This window comes from Novacetimonas maltaceti (assembly GCF_002906255.1).
GTDB classification, from domain to species: domain Bacteria; phylum Pseudomonadota; class Alphaproteobacteria; order Acetobacterales; family Acetobacteraceae; genus Novacetimonas; species Novacetimonas maltaceti.
Map to the genome: position 1 here is coordinate 17,481 of NZ_POTC01000015.1, position 18,978 is coordinate 36,458.

Annotated in this window: 10 protein-coding genes; 7 read left to right on the forward strand and 3 right to left on the reverse strand. The window is 63.7% G+C overall.

All coding sequences use genetic code 11. The features are described from left to right. Positions 1-91: 91 nt before the first annotated feature. Positions 92-640 carry a hypothetical protein gene (locus KMAL_RS16905; RefSeq protein ID WP_146044175.1) on the forward strand — a complete coding sequence of 183 codons (549 nt, stop codon included), beginning with the start codon at positions 92-94 and terminating at the stop codon, positions 638-640. A 38-nt stretch (positions 641-678) separates the two neighbouring features. Next, on the forward strand, positions 679-1,995 hold the full coding sequence (locus KMAL_RS07385) for a DUF4910 domain-containing protein (protein WP_167400123.1): 1,317 nt from the start codon (positions 679-681) through the stop codon (positions 1,993-1,995). Positions 1,996-1,997: 2 nt separating this feature from the next. Here the strand turns inward: KMAL_RS07385 and KMAL_RS07390 are convergent, their stop codons facing one another. The 3 genes from KMAL_RS07390 to KMAL_RS07400 all read right to left on the reverse strand — a co-directional run bounded on the left by KMAL_RS07390 (position 1,998) and on the right by KMAL_RS07400 (position 7,409). Continuing rightward, positions 1,998-3,215, reverse strand: coding sequence for a cation:proton antiporter (locus tag KMAL_RS07390; protein ID WP_110095102.1), 1,218 nt, complete (start codon positions 3,213-3,215; stop codon positions 1,998-2,000). Between the two features lie 350 nt (positions 3,216-3,565). Next, positions 3,566-5,578, reverse strand: a complete 2,013-nt coding sequence (locus KMAL_RS07395; RefSeq protein ID WP_239020011.1) for an FUSC family protein — start codon at positions 5,576-5,578, stop codon at positions 3,566-3,568. 115 nt (positions 5,579-5,693) lie between these two features. After that, entirely contained in the window at positions 5,694-7,409 is a 1,716-nt protein-coding gene (locus tag KMAL_RS07400; RefSeq protein WP_110095104.1) for an NAD-dependent malic enzyme, read from the reverse strand. Between the two features lie 116 nt (positions 7,410-7,525). On the opposite strand from KMAL_RS07400, the gene KMAL_RS07405 reads away from it, so the two are divergent. From KMAL_RS07405 to KMAL_RS17860, 5 genes are all read left to right on the forward strand, one after another. After that, on the forward strand, positions 7,526-8,431 hold the full coding sequence (locus KMAL_RS07405; protein WP_110095105.1) for a LysR family transcriptional regulator: 906 nt from the start codon (positions 7,526-7,528) through the stop codon (positions 8,429-8,431). A gap of 93 nt (positions 8,432-8,524) precedes the next feature. Continuing rightward, entirely contained in the window at positions 8,525-9,178 is a 654-nt protein-coding gene (locus KMAL_RS07410) for a type 1 glutamine amidotransferase domain-containing protein (protein ID WP_110095106.1), read from the forward strand. Beyond that, positions 9,175-9,918 (forward strand): hypothetical protein, encoded by a 744-nt coding sequence (locus KMAL_RS07415; RefSeq protein ID WP_110095107.1) that lies wholly within the window; start codon positions 9,175-9,177, stop codon positions 9,916-9,918. The genes KMAL_RS07410 and KMAL_RS07415 overlap by 4 nt, the downstream gene beginning before the upstream one ends. A 452-nt stretch (positions 9,919-10,370) precedes the next feature. After that, positions 10,371-17,537 carry a glucoamylase family protein gene (locus tag KMAL_RS07420; RefSeq protein WP_338043485.1) on the forward strand — a complete coding sequence of 2,389 codons (7,167 nt, stop codon included), beginning with the start codon at positions 10,371-10,373 and terminating at the stop codon, positions 17,535-17,537. Beyond that, entirely contained in the window at positions 17,443-18,891 is a 1,449-nt protein-coding gene (locus KMAL_RS17860) for a GH36-type glycosyl hydrolase domain-containing protein (protein WP_338043486.1), read from the forward strand. The genes KMAL_RS07420 and KMAL_RS17860 overlap by 95 nt, the downstream gene beginning before the upstream one ends. Positions 18,892-18,978: the final 87 nt, after the last annotated feature.

Consider the following 18,978-nt stretch of genomic DNA (forward strand, 5'->3'; position numbering starts at 1 on the left):
AAACCTGATCGGGAATGAGAACGCGGATGGTATCGTATTCAACAGTACGCATCATAATAATGTTCTGGCCGCGGCAGTGACATTGGAAAACATGTCGATATCAGGTTTCCGGCGGGGCATTACGTTTTCAAACCATTCCTATGGCTTTGGCCTTTCCCACATACAGATTTTCAACAACAAGGTGGGGATCTATACCACAAGCGGCGCGGAAGATGCTGGCGAACGCATGACGTTTGTCGATGTTGGCGTATTCAACAACCAGCTGGGCATTGATGATGAAGCCGGGTTCGAAATGGACTGGCTGGGTGGCCATTGGGATTATAATGGCAAGACGGCCATCCTGTCCGCACTGGTTGAATTCGATGGGCATATTGAAACAGGCCCCTCTGACCAGCCGATCATCGAATTGCGTGCCCTGCCCAACATGGTGGCGGCCCAACTCTTCATGACACCGGGTTCCTTTGTCATGGTCAATGGATACAATGGAAAACCGACATCCGATGCGTGGATTTCGTCCAACAGTGCGTACAACGTCGTGCAGTTTCCATTCAATACCTGGGGCGTGACGGGAAAAACCGGTGTCATGCAGGGACCGGGCAAGGTGATCGGTCCCGCCAGTGGGGCTTTCACGCCGCATTGACAGTGCGATCCGGCAACATGGGGCACCGGAAAAGGTAGATGACCGATATGGCAACCAGTCCTGATATCCTTTATGGGCATGTCAAGAATATCTATCCGGTTTTCCGAAGCATAACGGGAAAAGGGATACGGCAGACACTTGAATATATATCGGGGAAGGTCAAGGACCTCTCCATTTCCCACGTGGCGTCCGGCACCGAAGTGCTGGACTGGACCGTGCCTGAGGAATGGAATGCCTATGGCGCGACGATCCGACGCACGACAGGCGAGGTGATGATCGACTGGGCGTGGTGCAACCTCCACCTGCTGCAGTACAGTATTCCCGTACATGCCCGCGTATCACGCAGCGAACTTGAAAAACATCTGTACTGGATCGAGGAGCAGCCAGACCTCATCCCCTACCGGACGTCCTACTACAGGAAGGATTGGGGGTTCTGCCTGTCCGCCCATCAACGCTCGTTATTGACGGATGACGAATATGACGTGGACATCAGGACGGAACTTGGCCCTGGCCGCCTCAGTTACGGTGAAATACTGATCCCGGCGACGGCACCGGGGCAGGATACGGGCGAAGTCCTGTTTTCCATACATTGCTGCCATCCTGCGCTGGCCAATGACAATGCGTCTTCCGTCGCGATTGCGATCGAGGTCATCCGGGAATTGCAGGCGCGCACCGACCTTCGCCTGTCGTACCGTTTCATATTCATTCCCGGGACCATCGGTTCGATAACATGGCTGGCGCGCAACCGTGACACGGTAAGGTATATCCGTCATGGACTGGTCCTGAGTTGCCTTGGCGATGCAGGTGCTCCGACCTACAAGCAGTCCCGTCAGGGAAATGCCGCGATAGACCGCTATGCCGCATATCTCGTGCAGGCACGCTGGGGCGGAAAGGTCGTGCCGTTCGAACCCTATGGGTATGATGAGCGGCAATACTGCTCCCCGGGGTTCAACCTGGCTGTCGGTTGCCTGATGCGTTCGCCCAACGGGCAGTTTGCACAGTACCATACCTCTGCCGATAACCTCGATTTTGTCACCCCAGCGGGACTGCATGCGTCATTTGGCTTCATCATGGACCTTGTGGCCATGATGGAAAAGGACTTCCATCCCATCAGCCTCTGTCCCTATGGGGAGCCGCAGTTGGGCCGCCGGGGCCTTTACAGGGCCATCGGCGGCCATGATGGAGACGATCCAGAGTCCGCCTTTGACCAGATGACGCTGCTCTGGGTCCTGAACCTTGCGGATGGCAAACATTCACTGCTTGATATCGCGCAGCGCGCGGGCAAGCCCTTCCCTGCCGTGGCGGCGGCGGCAGAGGCCCTGATGCGGGTGGACCTGCTCGCCCGGCCTGCCTGATGTCAGGGAGCATCTCCCTTTTTTGCCCTTACCAGCCGGAACATCGGTCCGGTCAGGGTCGTGGATGTCACCGCCAGGACCATCAGCGACGCATAGGCGAATTCGGAGATCATTCCCTTGCTGTGCAGGATCGTGGCGGCAACGATTTCCATCAGTCCCTTGCATTGCAGCAAAGTCCCCATTCCCAGGGCCTGGCGACGCGACATGTCGGGTGATGGCGGGTAAAGGACCACGGCACCCATCTTGGTCGTGATGGAAATGACGACCAGCAGGAACGAGGCGATAACCGATGGCCATGTCAGAGCCTCGCCATTGATGTGCATGCCACTATGGCCAAAGAACAGTGGCGCCAGCCAGATCAGGGCGAATGTCCCCACCTGTTCCACCGGCAGGCGCCGGACCCATCCGGGCGGCATCACGGCACCGGCGAAATAGGCCCCGATCAGTTCATGCAGGCCGATCTGCATGCTGGCCCACGCCCCGCCTGCCAGCCATAGGGGCACGGCCCCCCATATGACCCACAGCGGGGGATGCGGCAGGCGGTATGTCGCAGCGCTGCTCAGCAGCGCAAGCGCGGCCAGCAGTGCGATGGCGATGAACTGCGTGATGTGCCACCCGTGGAAGGCGGCTGGCCCTTCGGCGGCGAATTCCAGACAGGCCAGCCCGATCCACAATGCGGCATCATCAACGACCGCCAGCCGTAATGCCAGTTGTCCCATCGGGCGGTCTGCAGGCGCCAGTTCGCGCACGACCCCGATCAGCACCGGCAGCGCGCTGACGGCAAGGCAGAGCCCGATCGACATCGCCCCGATCACCGGGCTGCCGTGCGGGGTTTCCCAGCCATGCAGTGGCAGGAAATAGAAATAGATCAGCAAGGAACCGATGCAGAATGGCACGCCCAGCGCAACCAGCGCACTGCCCAGCAGCCGCCCCATGGAAGGCGAGGTGAAATTCCGGTTCGGGTCCGCCCCGTCGGAAAACTGCCACATATCCAGCCCGGCGGTAAAAGCCAGGACCAGGACGGCAAGCCAGCCAATATCCTCCCCATAACGCGAGGGAATGCCCCATGCGCCCACAGGATATTTCGTGACCGCGATGGCGATCCCCAGCAGGATGGGAATGACGACAATCGGCAGGGTCCTGTACGACAGGCGCCATAATACGGAAGGAATAAGAACGAACAGGAATACGTCCGCAAAAAGATGAAGAAGTTGATCCATACCGTTCTCTTGTTTTTGATTTTGACGAGCGTTATTATATATTGATATATCAGATATGCAAATGAAACATGATTCATGTCTTTGGCAGGAGCCTGTCGCAACAGATCAGCGCGTCGCTTTTCATTTGCCGGTGCATGGACTGGCTGGAAAAACAATCTCTGGTTATGAACACGTTTCATCGACAGGATGTGTATTTTTACACTTCGTTTCCGATATACGTCCCATGTCGGAAGATATATTTATAATTCCATTTATTGTGTGATGCATCGTGGCCGCCATTACTGATGGCGCAAGCTACGCCAACGCGGGATATATGCCCAAAGTTTCTGGTGGGAACAGGCTATCCCCGGTCATTTCCGCACGGCACCGCCCTGTGCGAGGCAGGTCGCCGCCGTGCGCCCGATGCCGTCAAGACAGCCAAGGATCCGCAGCAGCCACATGTCATCCGGCTCCTGCCGCAGCATCCCCACCACCCGCCGCCGCGCCACGGCAACCAGTGCGATCCCGCGCCGACTGACCGGTCGATATCGCGCCAGCGCCCGCATCAGCAGGGTCAGGGTCCGGGATGCCTCGTGATGCCGCTCGCGCTTGAGTTGCCGCAGCAACAGGATATTGAGCCCGACCGCAGACAACAGCAATGTCTGGCGAATATCGCCGGTAGCAGCAGGATCGCCTGCCTGTGCCGCATGCCGTACCAGACGTCCGATCCGGTCCACGCTGGTCCCGATCCACCGTCCGGGGGAAGGTGGCAGGGGCATGATGCACAATCCACGCAATTCGGTGCGGATATGGGCCATGTAACGCCCGCGTTCATTGCGGGCATCAAAGGGAAGCACAAGACGGAAAACCAGCACGCTCAACCCGACGGCCAGCACGGTATGCAAGGCCGTATTCAGAAAGGTCACCTCATCGACGCGCAACTGGTTTCCGGGCATCAAGAGGTTCGGCATCAGCAGTCCATAGGCCGCCGCCGCCCCTGCCGTGCCGGGATTGTATTTGGCCAGTCCGCCGACAAACAGGAAGATGCCAAGGACAAAGGCCAGTTCCTCGTAATCGCTGAGATAAGGCACGATCCACAGGTCGAGACATCCTGCGGCAACGGCGGACCAGATTGCCCCCGACAGGAAGCGCACGGTCCCGACAACCGGTTTTTCGCGGGTGGCGAACAGTCCGCAGACCAGCGTCGTGATCGCAATGAAACCCATGCCCCCTGGCCATGCCGTCATTTCGTAGATCAGGCCGGCGGCCAGAATGGCGATGGCGCCACGCAACCCGTTATGGAAGGCAAGCCGCAGGTCCCGATGTCCGGGCAGGCGAAAGCGGAAACGGTCATGTGGCGGTGGTGCGAAGATGGCCTGGCAATGCCCGATCGCCGTTGCAAGGTCAGTCATCGCGGCGTCAAGCACACCATGCGTGATGCGGCGTGCCTCGTCGGTTTCATGCCGGGCACGGTCCTCAAACACCGCGCGCAGGTGCAGTACATGTCCCAGCAGGGTTTCAAGCATGTCCTGCTGGAGACGGCACGAAACCAGTCGGTCGCATAACTCCAGAAGCCTGCCCCGCGTCTCGATCAGCAGCGGATCGCGGCTCAGTTCCGCGCGTTCCGTGCTTCCCGACAGGCCGACCAGACGTGTGACCATGATCGAGATATCGGCAAACACCGCACGCGCATGGTCCCCCGCATGCGAATGGTGTCCCATCTCGATGGCCGGGAATTCAATCCCATGATGGACGGAGACCATCATGTCTGAAAACTCGCCCGCATGGGCCAGCGTATCGCGGTCATGCAGGATGATTTCCCGCAGCAGGGAGGCAAGCCGGTGCAGGACATCTTCAACACGGGTAAGCATCGTGGCCCGTGCGCGCGATGCCAGGTTGTGCGCGAACAGCAATGCCATGGCCGCTTCGCATACGACGCCCAGCACGATATAGGTCGCCCGCGAAACCGCGATGAAGAACACGTTGTCCGGCTGTGACGCAGCGGCCACCGCGATGATGGAGCAGGTGTATCCCGCCAGGACAAAGGCGTAGGAACGGAAGTTCACGCTGAATGTCGCAAGGAAACTGCACAGCCCGATCCAGGCCGCGACAGCCGGGAAAAACAGCCATGCCTGCTGCGGGAAGGCGGCGATGAACATCACGGCGGCAATCGCACCGACCATGGTGCCGACGATCCGCCACCGTGCCTTCGACATGCTTTCGCCGCGACGGACCTGTGCCACGGACCATACGGTGGCGACCGCCCACTGGGGACTGTCGAGTTCCATCCACAGCGCGGCGGCCAGCGCGATCAGCGATGCCAGTGTATTGCGCGCGGCAAAACCGACCGCCTGCGACGAGGGACAGTACAGCCATCGCAGCATGTCGCGGCATTTCCGCCAGCCAGAACCCGGCCGGATAGCAGTTACGGAATCAGGAGGGGGCATCAGTGGCTATGGGCACCAATGCTGCTGCACCACCATGTCGGGCGGACCGCCGTCAGCAGTCCGCCTTTTCATAAGGGAGGTAGCGCGCGGTCCATATCGCCCGCTCCAGCGCGGCCTCGATGTCTTCCGCTGTGGCCGGGGGGGCGACCCCTTCCGCCTGCCCCTGCCCGATGACGGCCCGCGCCACGGCGATTGCGGCGCGGGGAAGTTCGGAAACCGGCGGCAGCAGGGCCGCGGATGCCATATCCTCCGTCCCCGCCGCCGGGGACAGGTCCGCCAGCGCCCGTGCCGCGGCAAGGAACATGCCGTCGGTCATGCGTGTGATGCCGCCGGCCACCACGGCAAGCCCAACGCCGGGAAAGACATAGGAATTGTTGATCTGGTCCACCGGGCGTTCGCGTCCGTCAAGGACGACTGGCGCGAACGGGCCGCCCGTGCCGATGATGGCGCGTCCGTCAGTCCATGACAGCAGGTCTTCCGGCATCGCTTCGATATTGGCGGTCGGGTTCGACAGGGCAAAAATCACGGGGCGCTGCGGCATCCGCGCCATTGGGGCAATGATCTCACGCGTGAAGGCCCCGCCCTGTCCCGATGTGCCGATCAGCATCGTCGGACGGACATGCGCCATCACCTCGGCCAGGGAAACATGCGCAGGGTCGTGGACATCCCATGTCGCGGCAATGTCGCGTGGCTGGGCAAAGGGTTCCTGACCGCGCGTGATCTCCTCCATCCCATGGCGGACCAGTCCGTGCACGTCGATCATGAAGAACCGGCCGCGCGCCTCCTGCGGGTCCATCCCTTCGGCGACCATCATGCGTGACAGCAGGTCGGCAATGCCGCAGCCCGCGCCACCCGCGCCGAAAATGACGATCCGCTGCTGCCGCAGTGGCGCGGCGCCCGCACGGATCGCGGCAAGAAGCGCGCCTGCGGTCACCCCGGCCGTTCCCTGTATGTCGTCGTTGTAGGTGCACATCCGCCCGCGATACTGGTCGAGGATACGCAGCGCGTCCTCCCCTGCCAGATCTTCCCAATGCAGCGCGATCCGGGGCCAGCGGGCCTGCACCGCCGCGACGAATTCCGCGATGAACGCATCATATTCCGCCCCGCGCACGCGACGATGGCGCCATCCGATGTAATCCGGGTCATGCAGCAGCGCTTCGTTATCGGTGCCGACATCAAGCAGGATCGGCAGCGCGCAGGCCGGGTCCAGCCCGCCACAGGCGGTATAGAGCGCAAGCTTGCCAATCGGGATGCCCATCCCGTTCGCGCCCTGGTCGCCAATTCCCAGGATGCTGCCACCGTCGCTGGCCACGATGACGCGCACATCGTCCCAGCGTGGGTCGGACAGGATGTCCGCGATCCGGCCCCGGTCCCCGTAATTCAGGAACAGGCCGCGCGGGCGGGTCCATATCTGGCTGAACTGCTGGCACGCCCGCCCGATGCACGGGGTGTAGATGATGGGCAGGTAATCTTCGAGCGACTGCGCAACGATGGCATGGAAAAGGGTTTCGTTGCGGTCCTGGATTTCACGCAGCGCAACATGGCGCGAAAAATTGTCCGGCAGGGCCTCAAGCCGGCGCGTGGCGCGGGCGACCTGCTGCGGCAGTGTCGTGACATGTTGCGGCAGCAAGCCATGCAGTCCGAACAGGTCTCGTTCCCGCGCATCGAAGGCATTGTCCTTGTTCAGCACAGGACATTCCAGAAGGTCACGTCCATTCAGGCCGACCTTGCGGGAGGGGATGGGTGACGGTTGCGCGGAAGCGGGCATGGGAACTCGGTATTGTGATCGCGGTGAAACAGTGCGCACAATACCCATCTGCACAATCCCGTGTAGAGCACGTGCATGCACGGTAACCGTACGCCACACGCAATCATGGAGGGCGCGTGCCCGACGAAATCAGTGACCTGAAATTCTTCTGCATCCTCGCCGCCGCCGGCAGCATTGCAGGCTGCGCGCGCGTCATGGGCATGTCCCCCGCCGCGATGAGCCGCAGGCTGAGCGGGTTCGAGGCACGCCTTGGCACGCGACTGGTCACCCGCACGTCGCGCCACTTCGCACTGACGGCCGAAGGGCAGAGGCTGCATGAACGCGCCACGCGCATCATGCATGAAGTCGAGGAAGCCGAGGCCGAGGTCACGGCCAAGGCCGGGATTCCCCATGGCCTGCTGCGTGTGGGGGTTCCATCCGAACTCGGGCGCAAGATGCTGGCGGGCATCGTTGCGGCATTCGTGGAGAAATATCCTGACGTTACCGTCCACCTGACGCTGTCGGACGCGGGACTTGACGTGATTGACGACGGTCTGGACATCGCGATACGCGCAGGCATGCCGCCGGACCAGGATGTCATGACCACCACCCTGATCAGCAGCCGCCGCGTGGTCTGCGCCGCGCCGTCCTATTCCGCGCGCAAGGGCCTGCCCGCCACGCCGCACGACCTGCTCCGGCATGACTGCATCTGCCTGCTGCGCCGGCAGAGGATCTTCAATGAATGGGCCTATTACGACGGCAAGACGCGCAAGGAAATCCACGTCACCCCCCACCTTGCAACCTCCAGCAGCGAGGTCGTCCATGACTGGGCCGTCAGCGGGCAGGGCATTGCGCTGAAGGTGTTGTGGGACATTGCCGACGACCTGAAATGCGGGCGGCTGATCGAATGCCTCAGCGCCTATGCGTGGGAAGAGGTCGTGCTGTGCGCGGTCTATCCCTCGCGCACGCACCTGCCGCCGCGCATGCGCCTTTTCCTCGATTTCGTCAAACGCGCCCTGCGGCAACATGATTTTGGAACCTGACCTGCCGGGAACCGTTGGCTCCTGACAGGGATGCCGACCCATCGGGCACGCTCCGTGTCGGCATCCCCTGCCCTTCGCAGATGGAGAACGACCATGATGACCCGCAATCCTCCTTCTCAGGCCGGTTCCACACAGGCTCCCCCTTCCGCACACGATCAGGCCACGCGACGCAATGGCGGCAGCCTTGCCGGACGGACGATTGCCATCCTCGCGACTGACGGGGTGGAGGAAGTGGAACTGACCGATCCCATGGCCGCCCTGCGTCAGGCGGGCGCGCGGACGCTCCTTGTCTCCCCGGCGAAGGGGGAAATCCAGGCGATGGAAGCAGATGTCCATCCCACCAACCGCTATCACGTCGACATGCAGGCCAGCGCCGCACATGCCGCGGAATTCGACGGACTGCTCCTGCCCGGCGGCACGACCAGTCCCGACCACCTGCGCATGGATCATGACGCCGTGCGGTTCGTGCGGGAATTCGTGCAGGCGGGAAAACCGATCGCCGCCATATGCCACGGGCCATGGACCCTGATTGATGCGCAGGGCGTCAGTGGCCATACCCTGACGTCATGGCCCTCCCTGCGCGCGGACCTGACAAATGCGGGCGGGCACTGGGTGGATCGCCCTGTCGTCACCGATGGCATGCTGGTCACCTCACGCAATCCGGGCGACCTCGGGGTTTTCTGCCCTGCCATCGTGGCGCTGTTTGCCGCCGCCCCTGCCCCGGCGCGGCACGGACATGTCGCATGAGGGACAATCGGACTTTTCTGGGCTATTACGCGCTTGGCACGCTGGCGGCGGCGGGGATCACGCTTGGCGCGGGTGTCGTGGCATGGTGGCGTGGACGCCGGGCGCAGGCCGATGAAACGGGCATGGCCCCTGCCCCCGTCGCGCAGGAAATTCCCCCCGACACGGATGGCACCCGCCATGTCATGCGCAGGGTGCTGCAGTATTTCGTCATCCCGCTATGGCTGGTGTCGGGCCTTACGGACTGGTGGTGCCATCGCAGGACGGATATTGAGCACACGACCGGCCTGAAGGAGACGGGCATCCACCTGCTGATGCTGGGCGAAGCGGCGGTCCCGGTCCTGGCGGGGCTGTTCATGGAAATCGACGTGCCGGTGCTGGCGCTGATGATCGCCTCCTTTTTCGTGCATGAGGCAACCGCGATGTGGGATGTCAGCTACGCCGTGACGCGCCGTGAGGTGCAACCCGTCGAGCAGCATGTACACAGTTTCCTTGAAATGATCCCGCTGCTGGCCGTGGCGATGATTTCCGTCCTGCACTGGCCGCAGCTTCAGGCGCTTCTGGGGCGCAGGGTCGTGCGGCCGTCGCCGCCACGCCTGAAGCGCGATCCGCTTGGCCTGCCCTATGCGCTTGGTGCGCTGGCGGCGATGGCCGTGTTCGAGGTCCTTCCCTATTGCGAGGAAGCCCTGCGCGACTGGAAGGCCAGTCCGGGGCGGCTGGTCCCGCCGGGAGCGGGCGCATAGGGCAGGATGTCTGGCGCACGATACAGCCGGAAGATGCCCGTGCAACATATGGCGGAATGGCGCGTTGTCTGCCCACGTTGCGAACGATCATGGCATGTTCATGAAGAATGCAAATACATGCCGTGCATCGCCTTTCGCGCACAGTCCGGAGTCCTGACATGGAATCTTTGAAAAATCCCGACCGGATTTCACAAAAACCGAAACGGGAGCGCAGTGCTGCGCCCGCGCCCCTGAACCCCGCCGCGCCACGGGATGCCCCCGTGCTCCTGCAGAAAGTATCCGGGCGGGAAAAACAGGCGCCAAGAAAGAGTCTTTTCAGGAAATAGCACCGGCAGGAAAAGGGTTTTCCAACCTTACCCTTGCAGGGGGAGCAGGCCATGGACGCGCATCCGGCATCAACGTCAGCTCCCTCCCCTGCGGCGCCATCCGCGTGGGCAGGTTTCCTGCGGCGCATGTCCCGCCGCGATCCATGGCAGGCATGGCAGGCGGATTCCTTTCCGGTGCGCAGCGAGATCTTCGGCGCCGAACGGCTGGAGGAACATGCGCGAAGCCTGGCGAGGGCACAGGCCATCGCCCCCCTGTCCGCGCGGGTACGCCGATGGGGACCGCAACCCCTGTCCCACCGGCTTGCACGCAACAGCGCCTTCCTGCGTGATGCCGAGCGCAGGATCGCAAGGGCCATCACACAGGCGCAGCAACTGACGCCCGCGGCACAGTGGCTGGCGGACAACTATGCCCTTGTGGACATGCAGATCCGTGAAATCACGCTGGATCTGCCGCCGGGTTATTATGCGCGCCTGCCCAAGCTGGCCAATGGGCCGTTTGCGGGCCTGCCCCGGATATTCGCCGTGGCATGGGCCTATGTCGCCCATACCGACAGCAACCTGCAGCCAGACCTGCTGCGTGGGTACCTGCTCGCCTATCAGGAGGTGGAGGCGCTGACGATCGGCGAATTATGGGCCGTTCCCATCACGCTGCGCATCGTGCTGATCGAAAACCTGCGCCGCGTGGTTGAGGCGATCATGCACAACAATGCAGACCGCCGTGCCGCCGACCTGATGGCCGAACGTCTGGCGCAGGCGCGCAAGGGCGGCCCTCAGGCCCTGTCCGCGCTGCTGGCCTCGATCGATCCCGCCATGGTGACGCCCGCCTTCAGCGCGCAGATGGTCCATCGCCTGCGCGGCCTGGACCCGGAGAAGGACCCCGCCCTTGTCTGGCTGCAGCAGCGCCTGTCCGACGGGGGCGGCACGATCGACGCCTCCGTGCGTGACGACCAGCATGAACAGGGGGCCTTCAACGCCACGATCCGCAACATCATCACCAGCCTGCGCCTGATCGCGGGTTTCGACTGGACCGAGGTGTTCGAGCAGGTCTGCCCGGTGGATCGGGTATTTGCGGAATATGACAGCTTCACGCAGGCCGATTTCGCAACGCGTGACCTGTACCGCAAGGCGATAGAGGGGCTGGCCCGTGGATGCGCCCATACGGAAACCGGCGTGGCGCAGGCTGCGGTATCGCTGGCCCGGACCGCGCGGCAGGACCATCCGCAGGACCCGCGGCACGAAGACCCGGGATATTACCTGCTGATGGATGGTCGTCGGATGCTTGAGCAGGGACTGGGGTTCCGGCCCATGCCGTTCGAGCGGATGGTGCGCGCGGGATGCCGGTGGGGGATCGCGGGATACAGCATCGCGGTCACGTGCCTCGCACTGCTTTTCCTTGCCATTCCGGTGTGGCTTTCATCGTCCATGGGCGCCATGGCGCCGTGGGTCATGATGGTGGCGTGTATCGCGTTCGTGCCGACGACCGATGCCGCCGTGGCCTGCATCAACCGCCTTGCGCTGCAGGCAATCCGGGTGATGGCACTGCCGGGACTGGAACTGCGCGATGGCATTCCGCAGCACCTGCGCACGATGGTCGTCATGCCGGTCATGCTGGTGACGGAGGACAGCATCGCGGAACTGCTTGCCCGGCTGGAGGTGCACTACCTTGCCACCCGCGACGATGCAGTCCATTTCGCCCTGCTGAGCGACTGGCGCGACCATGACAGTGCGCAGGCGCCGGATGATGAGGTGCTGCTTGCGCTTGCGGCGCAGGGGATCGACCGCCTCAACCGGCGCCATGGCCCCGCGCCCGGCGGCCCGCGCTTCCTGCTGCTCCATCGCAGGCGCGTATGGTGCGACAGCGAGCGCATCTGGATGGGGTGGGAGCGCAAGCGCGGCAAGCTGCATGAACTCAACGTGCTGCTGCGGGGCGGACGCAATACCACCTTCCTGCCCGATCCCGCGCGGGTCGTGCCTGATGGCGTGCGTTATGTCATCACCCTTGACGCCGATACCCGCCTGCCGCTCGAGACGGTGCGCAGGCTCGTGGGGAAAATGGCGCATCCGCTGAACCTGCCGCGTTTCGACCCCGTGACCGCCCGTGTCAGCGCGGGATATGCCATCCTGCAGCCACGGGTCACGCCCGCGCTGCCGGTGGGCCACAAAAGCACGATTTTCCAGCGTGCCTTTTCCAGCGCCAGTGGCATCGACGCCTATTCCGCCGCTGTCTCCGACCTGTATCAGGATATGTTTGGCGAAGGTTCCTACGCGGGCAAGGGGATTTACGATATCGATGCGTTCGAGGCCGCGCTGGCCCATCGTGTCCCGGATTCCACCCTGCTGAGCCATGACCTGTTCGAGGGGATTTTCGCGCGCGCGGGCCTTGCCTCCGATATCGAGGTGGTGGAGGAATCCCCGACCGACTACCTCGTCGCGGTGCAGCGGTTGCATCGCTGGACGCGGGGGGACTGGCAGTTGCTGCCGTGGATTTTCTCCGGACTTGGGCGCAGCACGGACCCACGCCGCGGGCTGTCGGGGATCGCGCGGTGGAAGATGGCGGACAACCTGCGGCGCACTTTGGGCGCGCCACTTGTCCTGCTGGCATTTTTCACCTGCTGGTTCCTGCCGCTTCCTGCCGCCGCAATCTGGAGCGTGTTCATCCTGGCGATGATGGCGCTGCCGGTTTTCCTGCCTGTGCTTGCCGATTTCATACCCCGTCGCGAATGGATCACGCTGCGCAGTTATGGCAGCGTCCTGCTGGCCGACAGTCGTGATGCGCTGGTTGTCTTCGTGCTCAACATCACCTTTGCCGCGCATCTTGCCTTCCTGATGGGCGATGCGATCGCGCGGACGCTGGTCCGGGTCTGCGTGACCCGCCGCAACCTGCTGCAATGGGTTCCCGCCGCGCAGACCCTGCCGGCCACGCGGCCGGGCGTTGCGGCATATTACCGCCGCATGGTCCCTGCGCCGCTGCTCAGCCTGTTCATGGTGGACATGGTGGCGCACCATGCGGCATGGAGCCTGTTCGTGGCCATGCCGCTTGCGCTCGTATGGGGGGCGTCACCCATCGTTGCAATGTGGGTCAGCAGGTTTCCTGTCACGGCAGCGCGCTCCCGCCCGTCGCGCACGGATATCCGTTCCCTGCGGATGACCGCGCGGCGGACATGGCGGTTTTTCGAAACCTTCGTGACCCCGGCGGACCATATGCTGCCGCCGGACAATTTCCAGGAAGACCCCGATGCCGTACTGGCGCACCGTACGTCGCCCACCAATATCGGGCTGTACCTGCTGTGCTGCATCAGTGCGCGCGATTTCGGCTGGATGGGCCTTGCGGAGACGCTGGAACGGCTGGAGGCCACGTTCGCCACGCTTGATGCCCTGCCGCGCTATCGCGGGCATTTCTACAACTGGTATGACACTTCAGACCTGACGGTGCTGGAACCGGCCTATGTCTCCACCGTGGACAGCGGCAACATGGCGGGCCATCTGGTGGCATTGGCCAGCGCGTGCCGCCTGTGGCGGCATGGGGACGGCAGGCCCCACGCAGCGTGGCGCGAAGGTGCGGTCGATGCGCTCAACATCGCGATTGCGGACCTGACCTTCCGCGATGGCGTGCGGCTGTCCCTTTCCACCGGGCAGAGGCGCCTGCTGCGCGCGCTCGCGGTCCTGAAGGGCGCGGTCCTGTCCGCCCCGCCAGTCCCCTCCCCATCGCAGCTTTCGGTGCTGCAGGCGCGCGCGCGCGCCGTCAGCGAACAGGCGGCGGCCATCGGGCGCGGTCCTGCCGATACGGCGCATGCCGGCCATTCCGATCCCCGGTTCTGGGCCGATGCGGCGCTGCGTGCCCTTGCAAGCCACATCCGTGACGTGGCGCCGGGCGCGCAGGATGCCATCAGGGACCGCCTCGAGGCCCTTGAACACAAGGCGCGCGCCATGGCGCAGGCCATGGAGTTCGGCTTCCTGTGCAATGAGTCGCGCAAGCTGCTTTCGATCGGTTTCGTGGTGGCGGAGGAGGCGCAGGACAGCAACTGTTACGACCTGCTGGCGTCGGAGGCACGGCTGGCGGTGTTCTTTGCCATCGCCAAGGGGGACATGCCGGCACGCAACTGGTTCCGCCTTGGCCGCGCCATCACGCCTGTCGGCAATGGCGCGGCACTGGTGTCATGGTCGGGCTCGATGTTCGAATACCTCATGCCGTCGCTGGTCATGCGCGCGCCGATCGGAAGCCTGCTGGAGCAGACCAACACGCTGGTGGTGCAGTGCCAGATTGCCTATGGACAGGGGCGCGGCATCCCGTGGGGGATTTCCGAATCCGCCTATAACGTGCGCGACCTTGAATATACCTACCAGTATTCGAATTTCGGCGTCCCCGGCCTGGGGCTGAAACGCGGGCTGGGGAATGACACGGTTGTTGCCCCCTATGCCACGATACTCGCCGCCATGGTTGACCCGCGAAAGGCGGTCGCCAACCTCCTGGCCCTCGACAGGCTGGGGGCGCAGGGACGTTACGGGTTCTATGAATCCCTTGATTACACGCCACAGCGCGTGCCCGACCGTGAACGCATGGCGATCGTGCGCGCCTACATGGCCCATCATCAGGGCATGTCGATCCTGGCGGCCGCGGATACGGTCCTCAATGGCATCATGCGCGCGCGTTTCCATGACGACCCGGCCATTGCCTCGGCCGAGTTATTGCTGCAGGAACGCGCGCCACGCACCGGCGCGGTTGCACGCGCCCTCCCGTCGGAGGAGGCCGCATCTGCGCCCGCCCATGCGCAGGCCACGGCCACAGGACGCTATTACGCCACCGCCGATACGCCACAGCCTGTGACGCACCTGCTGTCAAACGGACGTTACACGGTCATGCTGAGTGCGGCGGGATCGGGATACAGCAGGTGGCACGGGCAGGCCATTACGCGCTGGCGCGAGGACCCGACCCTCGATGATACGGGATCGTATGTCTATCTCAGGAATGTCCGGACCGGGCAGGTCTGGTCGGCGGGCCTGCAACCCTGCGGCGTGCGGGCGGATGAACATGGCGTCGTGTTCCATGAGGACCGGGCGGAATTCGCCCGCCGTGATGGCAGCGTGACCACCATGATGGAGGTCATGGTCTCGGCCGAGGATGATGCGGAAGTCAGGCAGGTTTCCCTGTTCAATGGCGGCAGTGAGACGTTGGAGATCGAAGTCACGTCCTATGCCGAACTCGCCCTCATTGCGCAGGCGGCGGATATTGCCCACCCGGCATTCACCAAGCTGTTCGTGCAGACCGAATACCTGCCCGACGCCCGCGCCCTGCTGGCCACCCGCCGCCGCCGCACGCCGGATGAACCCGAAATCTGGGCCGCGCACCTGGCGGTCTGCACCACGCCGGTGCAGGTGGAAACGGACCGGGGGCACTTTGTCGGGCGCGGGCATGACCTGCGCATGCCGCGCGCGCTTCTGCCCGGGGGCACGATGTCGGGACAGACCGGGACCGTGCTGGACGCCATATTCGCAATCCGCAGCACGCTGGTGATCCGCCCCGGCGCGATGGCGCGGATCACCTTCTGGACACTGCTCGCCCCCTCACGCGCGGAACTTCTGGGCCTGATCGACACGCACCGCGATGCCGTCGCGTTTGAACGGGTGCGCATGCTGGCATGGACGCAGGCACAGGTGCAGTTGCGCCATCTGGACATCACCCCGGCGGACGCCGACCTGTTCCAGCGCCTTGCGGGGCACATCATATTCGCAGGTCCCGCCCTGCGCGCGGATGCGCATGAGATCGCCACCGGCGCGGGCGCGCAGCAGGTACTGTGGGAACAGGGCATTTCGGGGGACCTGCCGATCGTGCTGCTGCGGATATGCGATAACGCCAATACCGACGTGGTGCGCCACCTGCTGCTGGCGCAGGAATATTTCCGGCTCAAGCAACTGGCGGTGGATATCGTGATCCTGAACGAGCACCCGTCTTCCTACCTTCAGGATCTCCAGACATCGCTCGAAGACATGGTGCGCGCGACGGGCAGGCTGGCGGCGGGGGCGGGTTCGGTACGCATATTGCGTGCCGACCTGATTTCCCCTGCCCTGTGTGGCCTGCTGGCATCGGTGGCGCGGGTCGTGCTGTCGGCGCGCCAGACCCTTGCCGAACAGCTTGAGCGCGCACAGCCCCTCCCATCCCTGTCCCCCGGTGCCGCCGGACAGGGCGCGCGCAGGGCCGCGGCATCCGGACCGGACATGACCGCGCGTGGCGGGCCTGCCTTGCCGGAACTTGAATTCTTCAACGGCTTCGGGGGGTTCGCCAGTCACGGGCGGGAATATGTGGTCCTCCTTGCCCCCGGCCGGACGACGCCCGCGCCATGGGTCAATATCATCGCCAATGACGATTTCGGATTCCAGGTCTCCGCCGAGGGGACGGGATATACATGGGCACTCAACAGCCGCGAACACCAGTTGACGCCATGGTCGAACGACCCGCTTGTGGATCGGACCGGGGAAATCTTCTATTTCCACGATCAGGATACGCATGACCTGTGGTGCCCGAACGCCGCGATCCGGCGGGATGCCGGCGCGACCTACGTCACCCGGCACGGGTGGGGCCATACCCGTCAGGAACGCGTGGCGCATGGCATCGCCAGCACGCTGGTGCAGTGCGTGCCGCAGGGCGACCCGGTCAAGATTTCCCGTATCCAGTTGCACAACCTTTCGACCCGGCCGCGCAGCCTGTCCATCACCGCCTATGTGGAATGGGTGCTGGGGGCCGCGCGCGGGAATGCCGCGCCATTCGTCATCACATGGCTTGACCCGCAGACCGGCGCGCTGTTTGCGTGCAACCGGTGGGATGCGACCTATGGCCGGCGCGTCGCCTTCCTTGATATCGGTGGCTACAGCACTGCCGCATGTGGTGACCGGCGCGCCTTTGTCGGGCGCAATGGCACGCTGGACGCGCCAGCGGCATTCGCGCGTGCCGATGGTGTCGCCGGGGCGCTGGGCGCAGGGCTGGACCCGTGCGGGGTGTTGCAGACGCTCGTCACCCTGCCCCCGGATGGCCGGGTGGAAACCGTCTGCCTGCTGGGCGAAGCGCAGGATGAACAGGCCGCGCGCGCTGGTGATGAAATATCGCGCAGCGGACCCCGGCATCATCGGGCAGGAAGTCACGGCCCGGTGGGAAAGGCTGGTCCGTTCGATACAGGTCCGCACGCCGGATCGTGCGATGGACATCATGCTCAACGGCTGGCTGCTCTACCAGACATTGAGCAGCCGTATCCAGGCACGGGCCGGTTTCTACCAGGCCAGCGGGGCATTCGGTTTCCGTGACCAGTTGCAAGATGGTATGGCGCTGGCGCAGGCTGCCCCGGCGCGGGTGCGCGAACACCTGCTGCGCGCGGCATCGCGCCAGTTCGTCGAAGGGGATGTCCAGCACTGGTGGCTGCCGCAGACGGGGGCAGGCGTGCGCACCCATATTTCCGATGACTGCGCATGGCTGGCGTACACCGTCGCCCATTATGTCCGCACCAGCGGGGATCGCGCGGTCCTTGATGCGCAGGTCCCGTTTCTGGAGGCCCCGCCACTGCCGATAACCGAGCATGACCGTTTCATGATACCGGACCACTCCGCCGAGGTCGCGTCACTGTTCGAGCATTGCGCCCGTGCGCTCGAGCACAGCATGCGTGTGGGCGCGCACGGACTGCCCCTGATGGGGACAGGCGACTGGAACGACGGCATGAACCGGGTGGGGGAAAAGGGACGCGGGGAAAGTGTATGGCTGGGATGGTTCCTGCACGCCGCGCTGACGGCCTTCATCCCGCTGGCGCGCGACCATGGGGCAGGCGCGCGCGCGCAGGCATGGCAGGCACATGCGGATATGCTTGCGCGTGCGCTGGAGCAGGCATGGGACGGGGACTGGTACCTGCGTGCCTATTTCGACGACGGCACGCCGCTGGGATCGCATCTTGATACGGAATGCCGGATCGACGCCATTTCACAATCATGGGCCGTGCTGTCCGGGGTTGCCACGCCGGAGCGGGCGGCACATGCCATGCAGTCCGCGCTGCAGCACCTGACGGGACACCCGCAGGGCCTTGTGCTTGTGCTTGCGCCGCCGTTCGAGGGGGCAGGTCCCGATCCGGGCTATATCAGCGGATACCCGCCGGGCATCCGCGAAAATGGCGGACAGTACACCCATGCGGCCCTGTGGACCGTCATGGCGGTGGCGGCCCTGCATGATGGGACGCGCGCCCACGGCCTGTTCCATGACCTGCTGCCCATCACGCATGCCCTGACGATGCGCGATGCCCGGACCTACCTGCTGGAACCTTATGTGGTTGCGGCCGACATCTATTCCCGTCCCCCCCATCAGGGACGCGGTGGATGGTCATGGTACACGGGATCGGCCGGATGGATGCAGCGGGTCGGATGTGAAACCGTCCTCGGCATCCATGTCGAGGGGACGGAGTTGCGGATCGATCCATGCATTCCTGCCGACTGGCCCGCGTTCGAGGTGGAGCTTGCATGGCGCACGGCGCGCTATGTCATCAGGGTCGAAAACCCGAACCACGTCTGCCGTGGGGTCACGCGACTGGTTCTGGATGGACAGTCGATGGCCGCGCCCCATCATGTCACCATGTCGGATGACGCAGGCGTGCATACGGTATCGGTGACGCTTGGATGATCATCGGCCATGCACGGCGCAGAAATATAATGACAAAAGATGTCACGGTATTTGAAATATCTGTGATAAGATAAATGAATATGACAG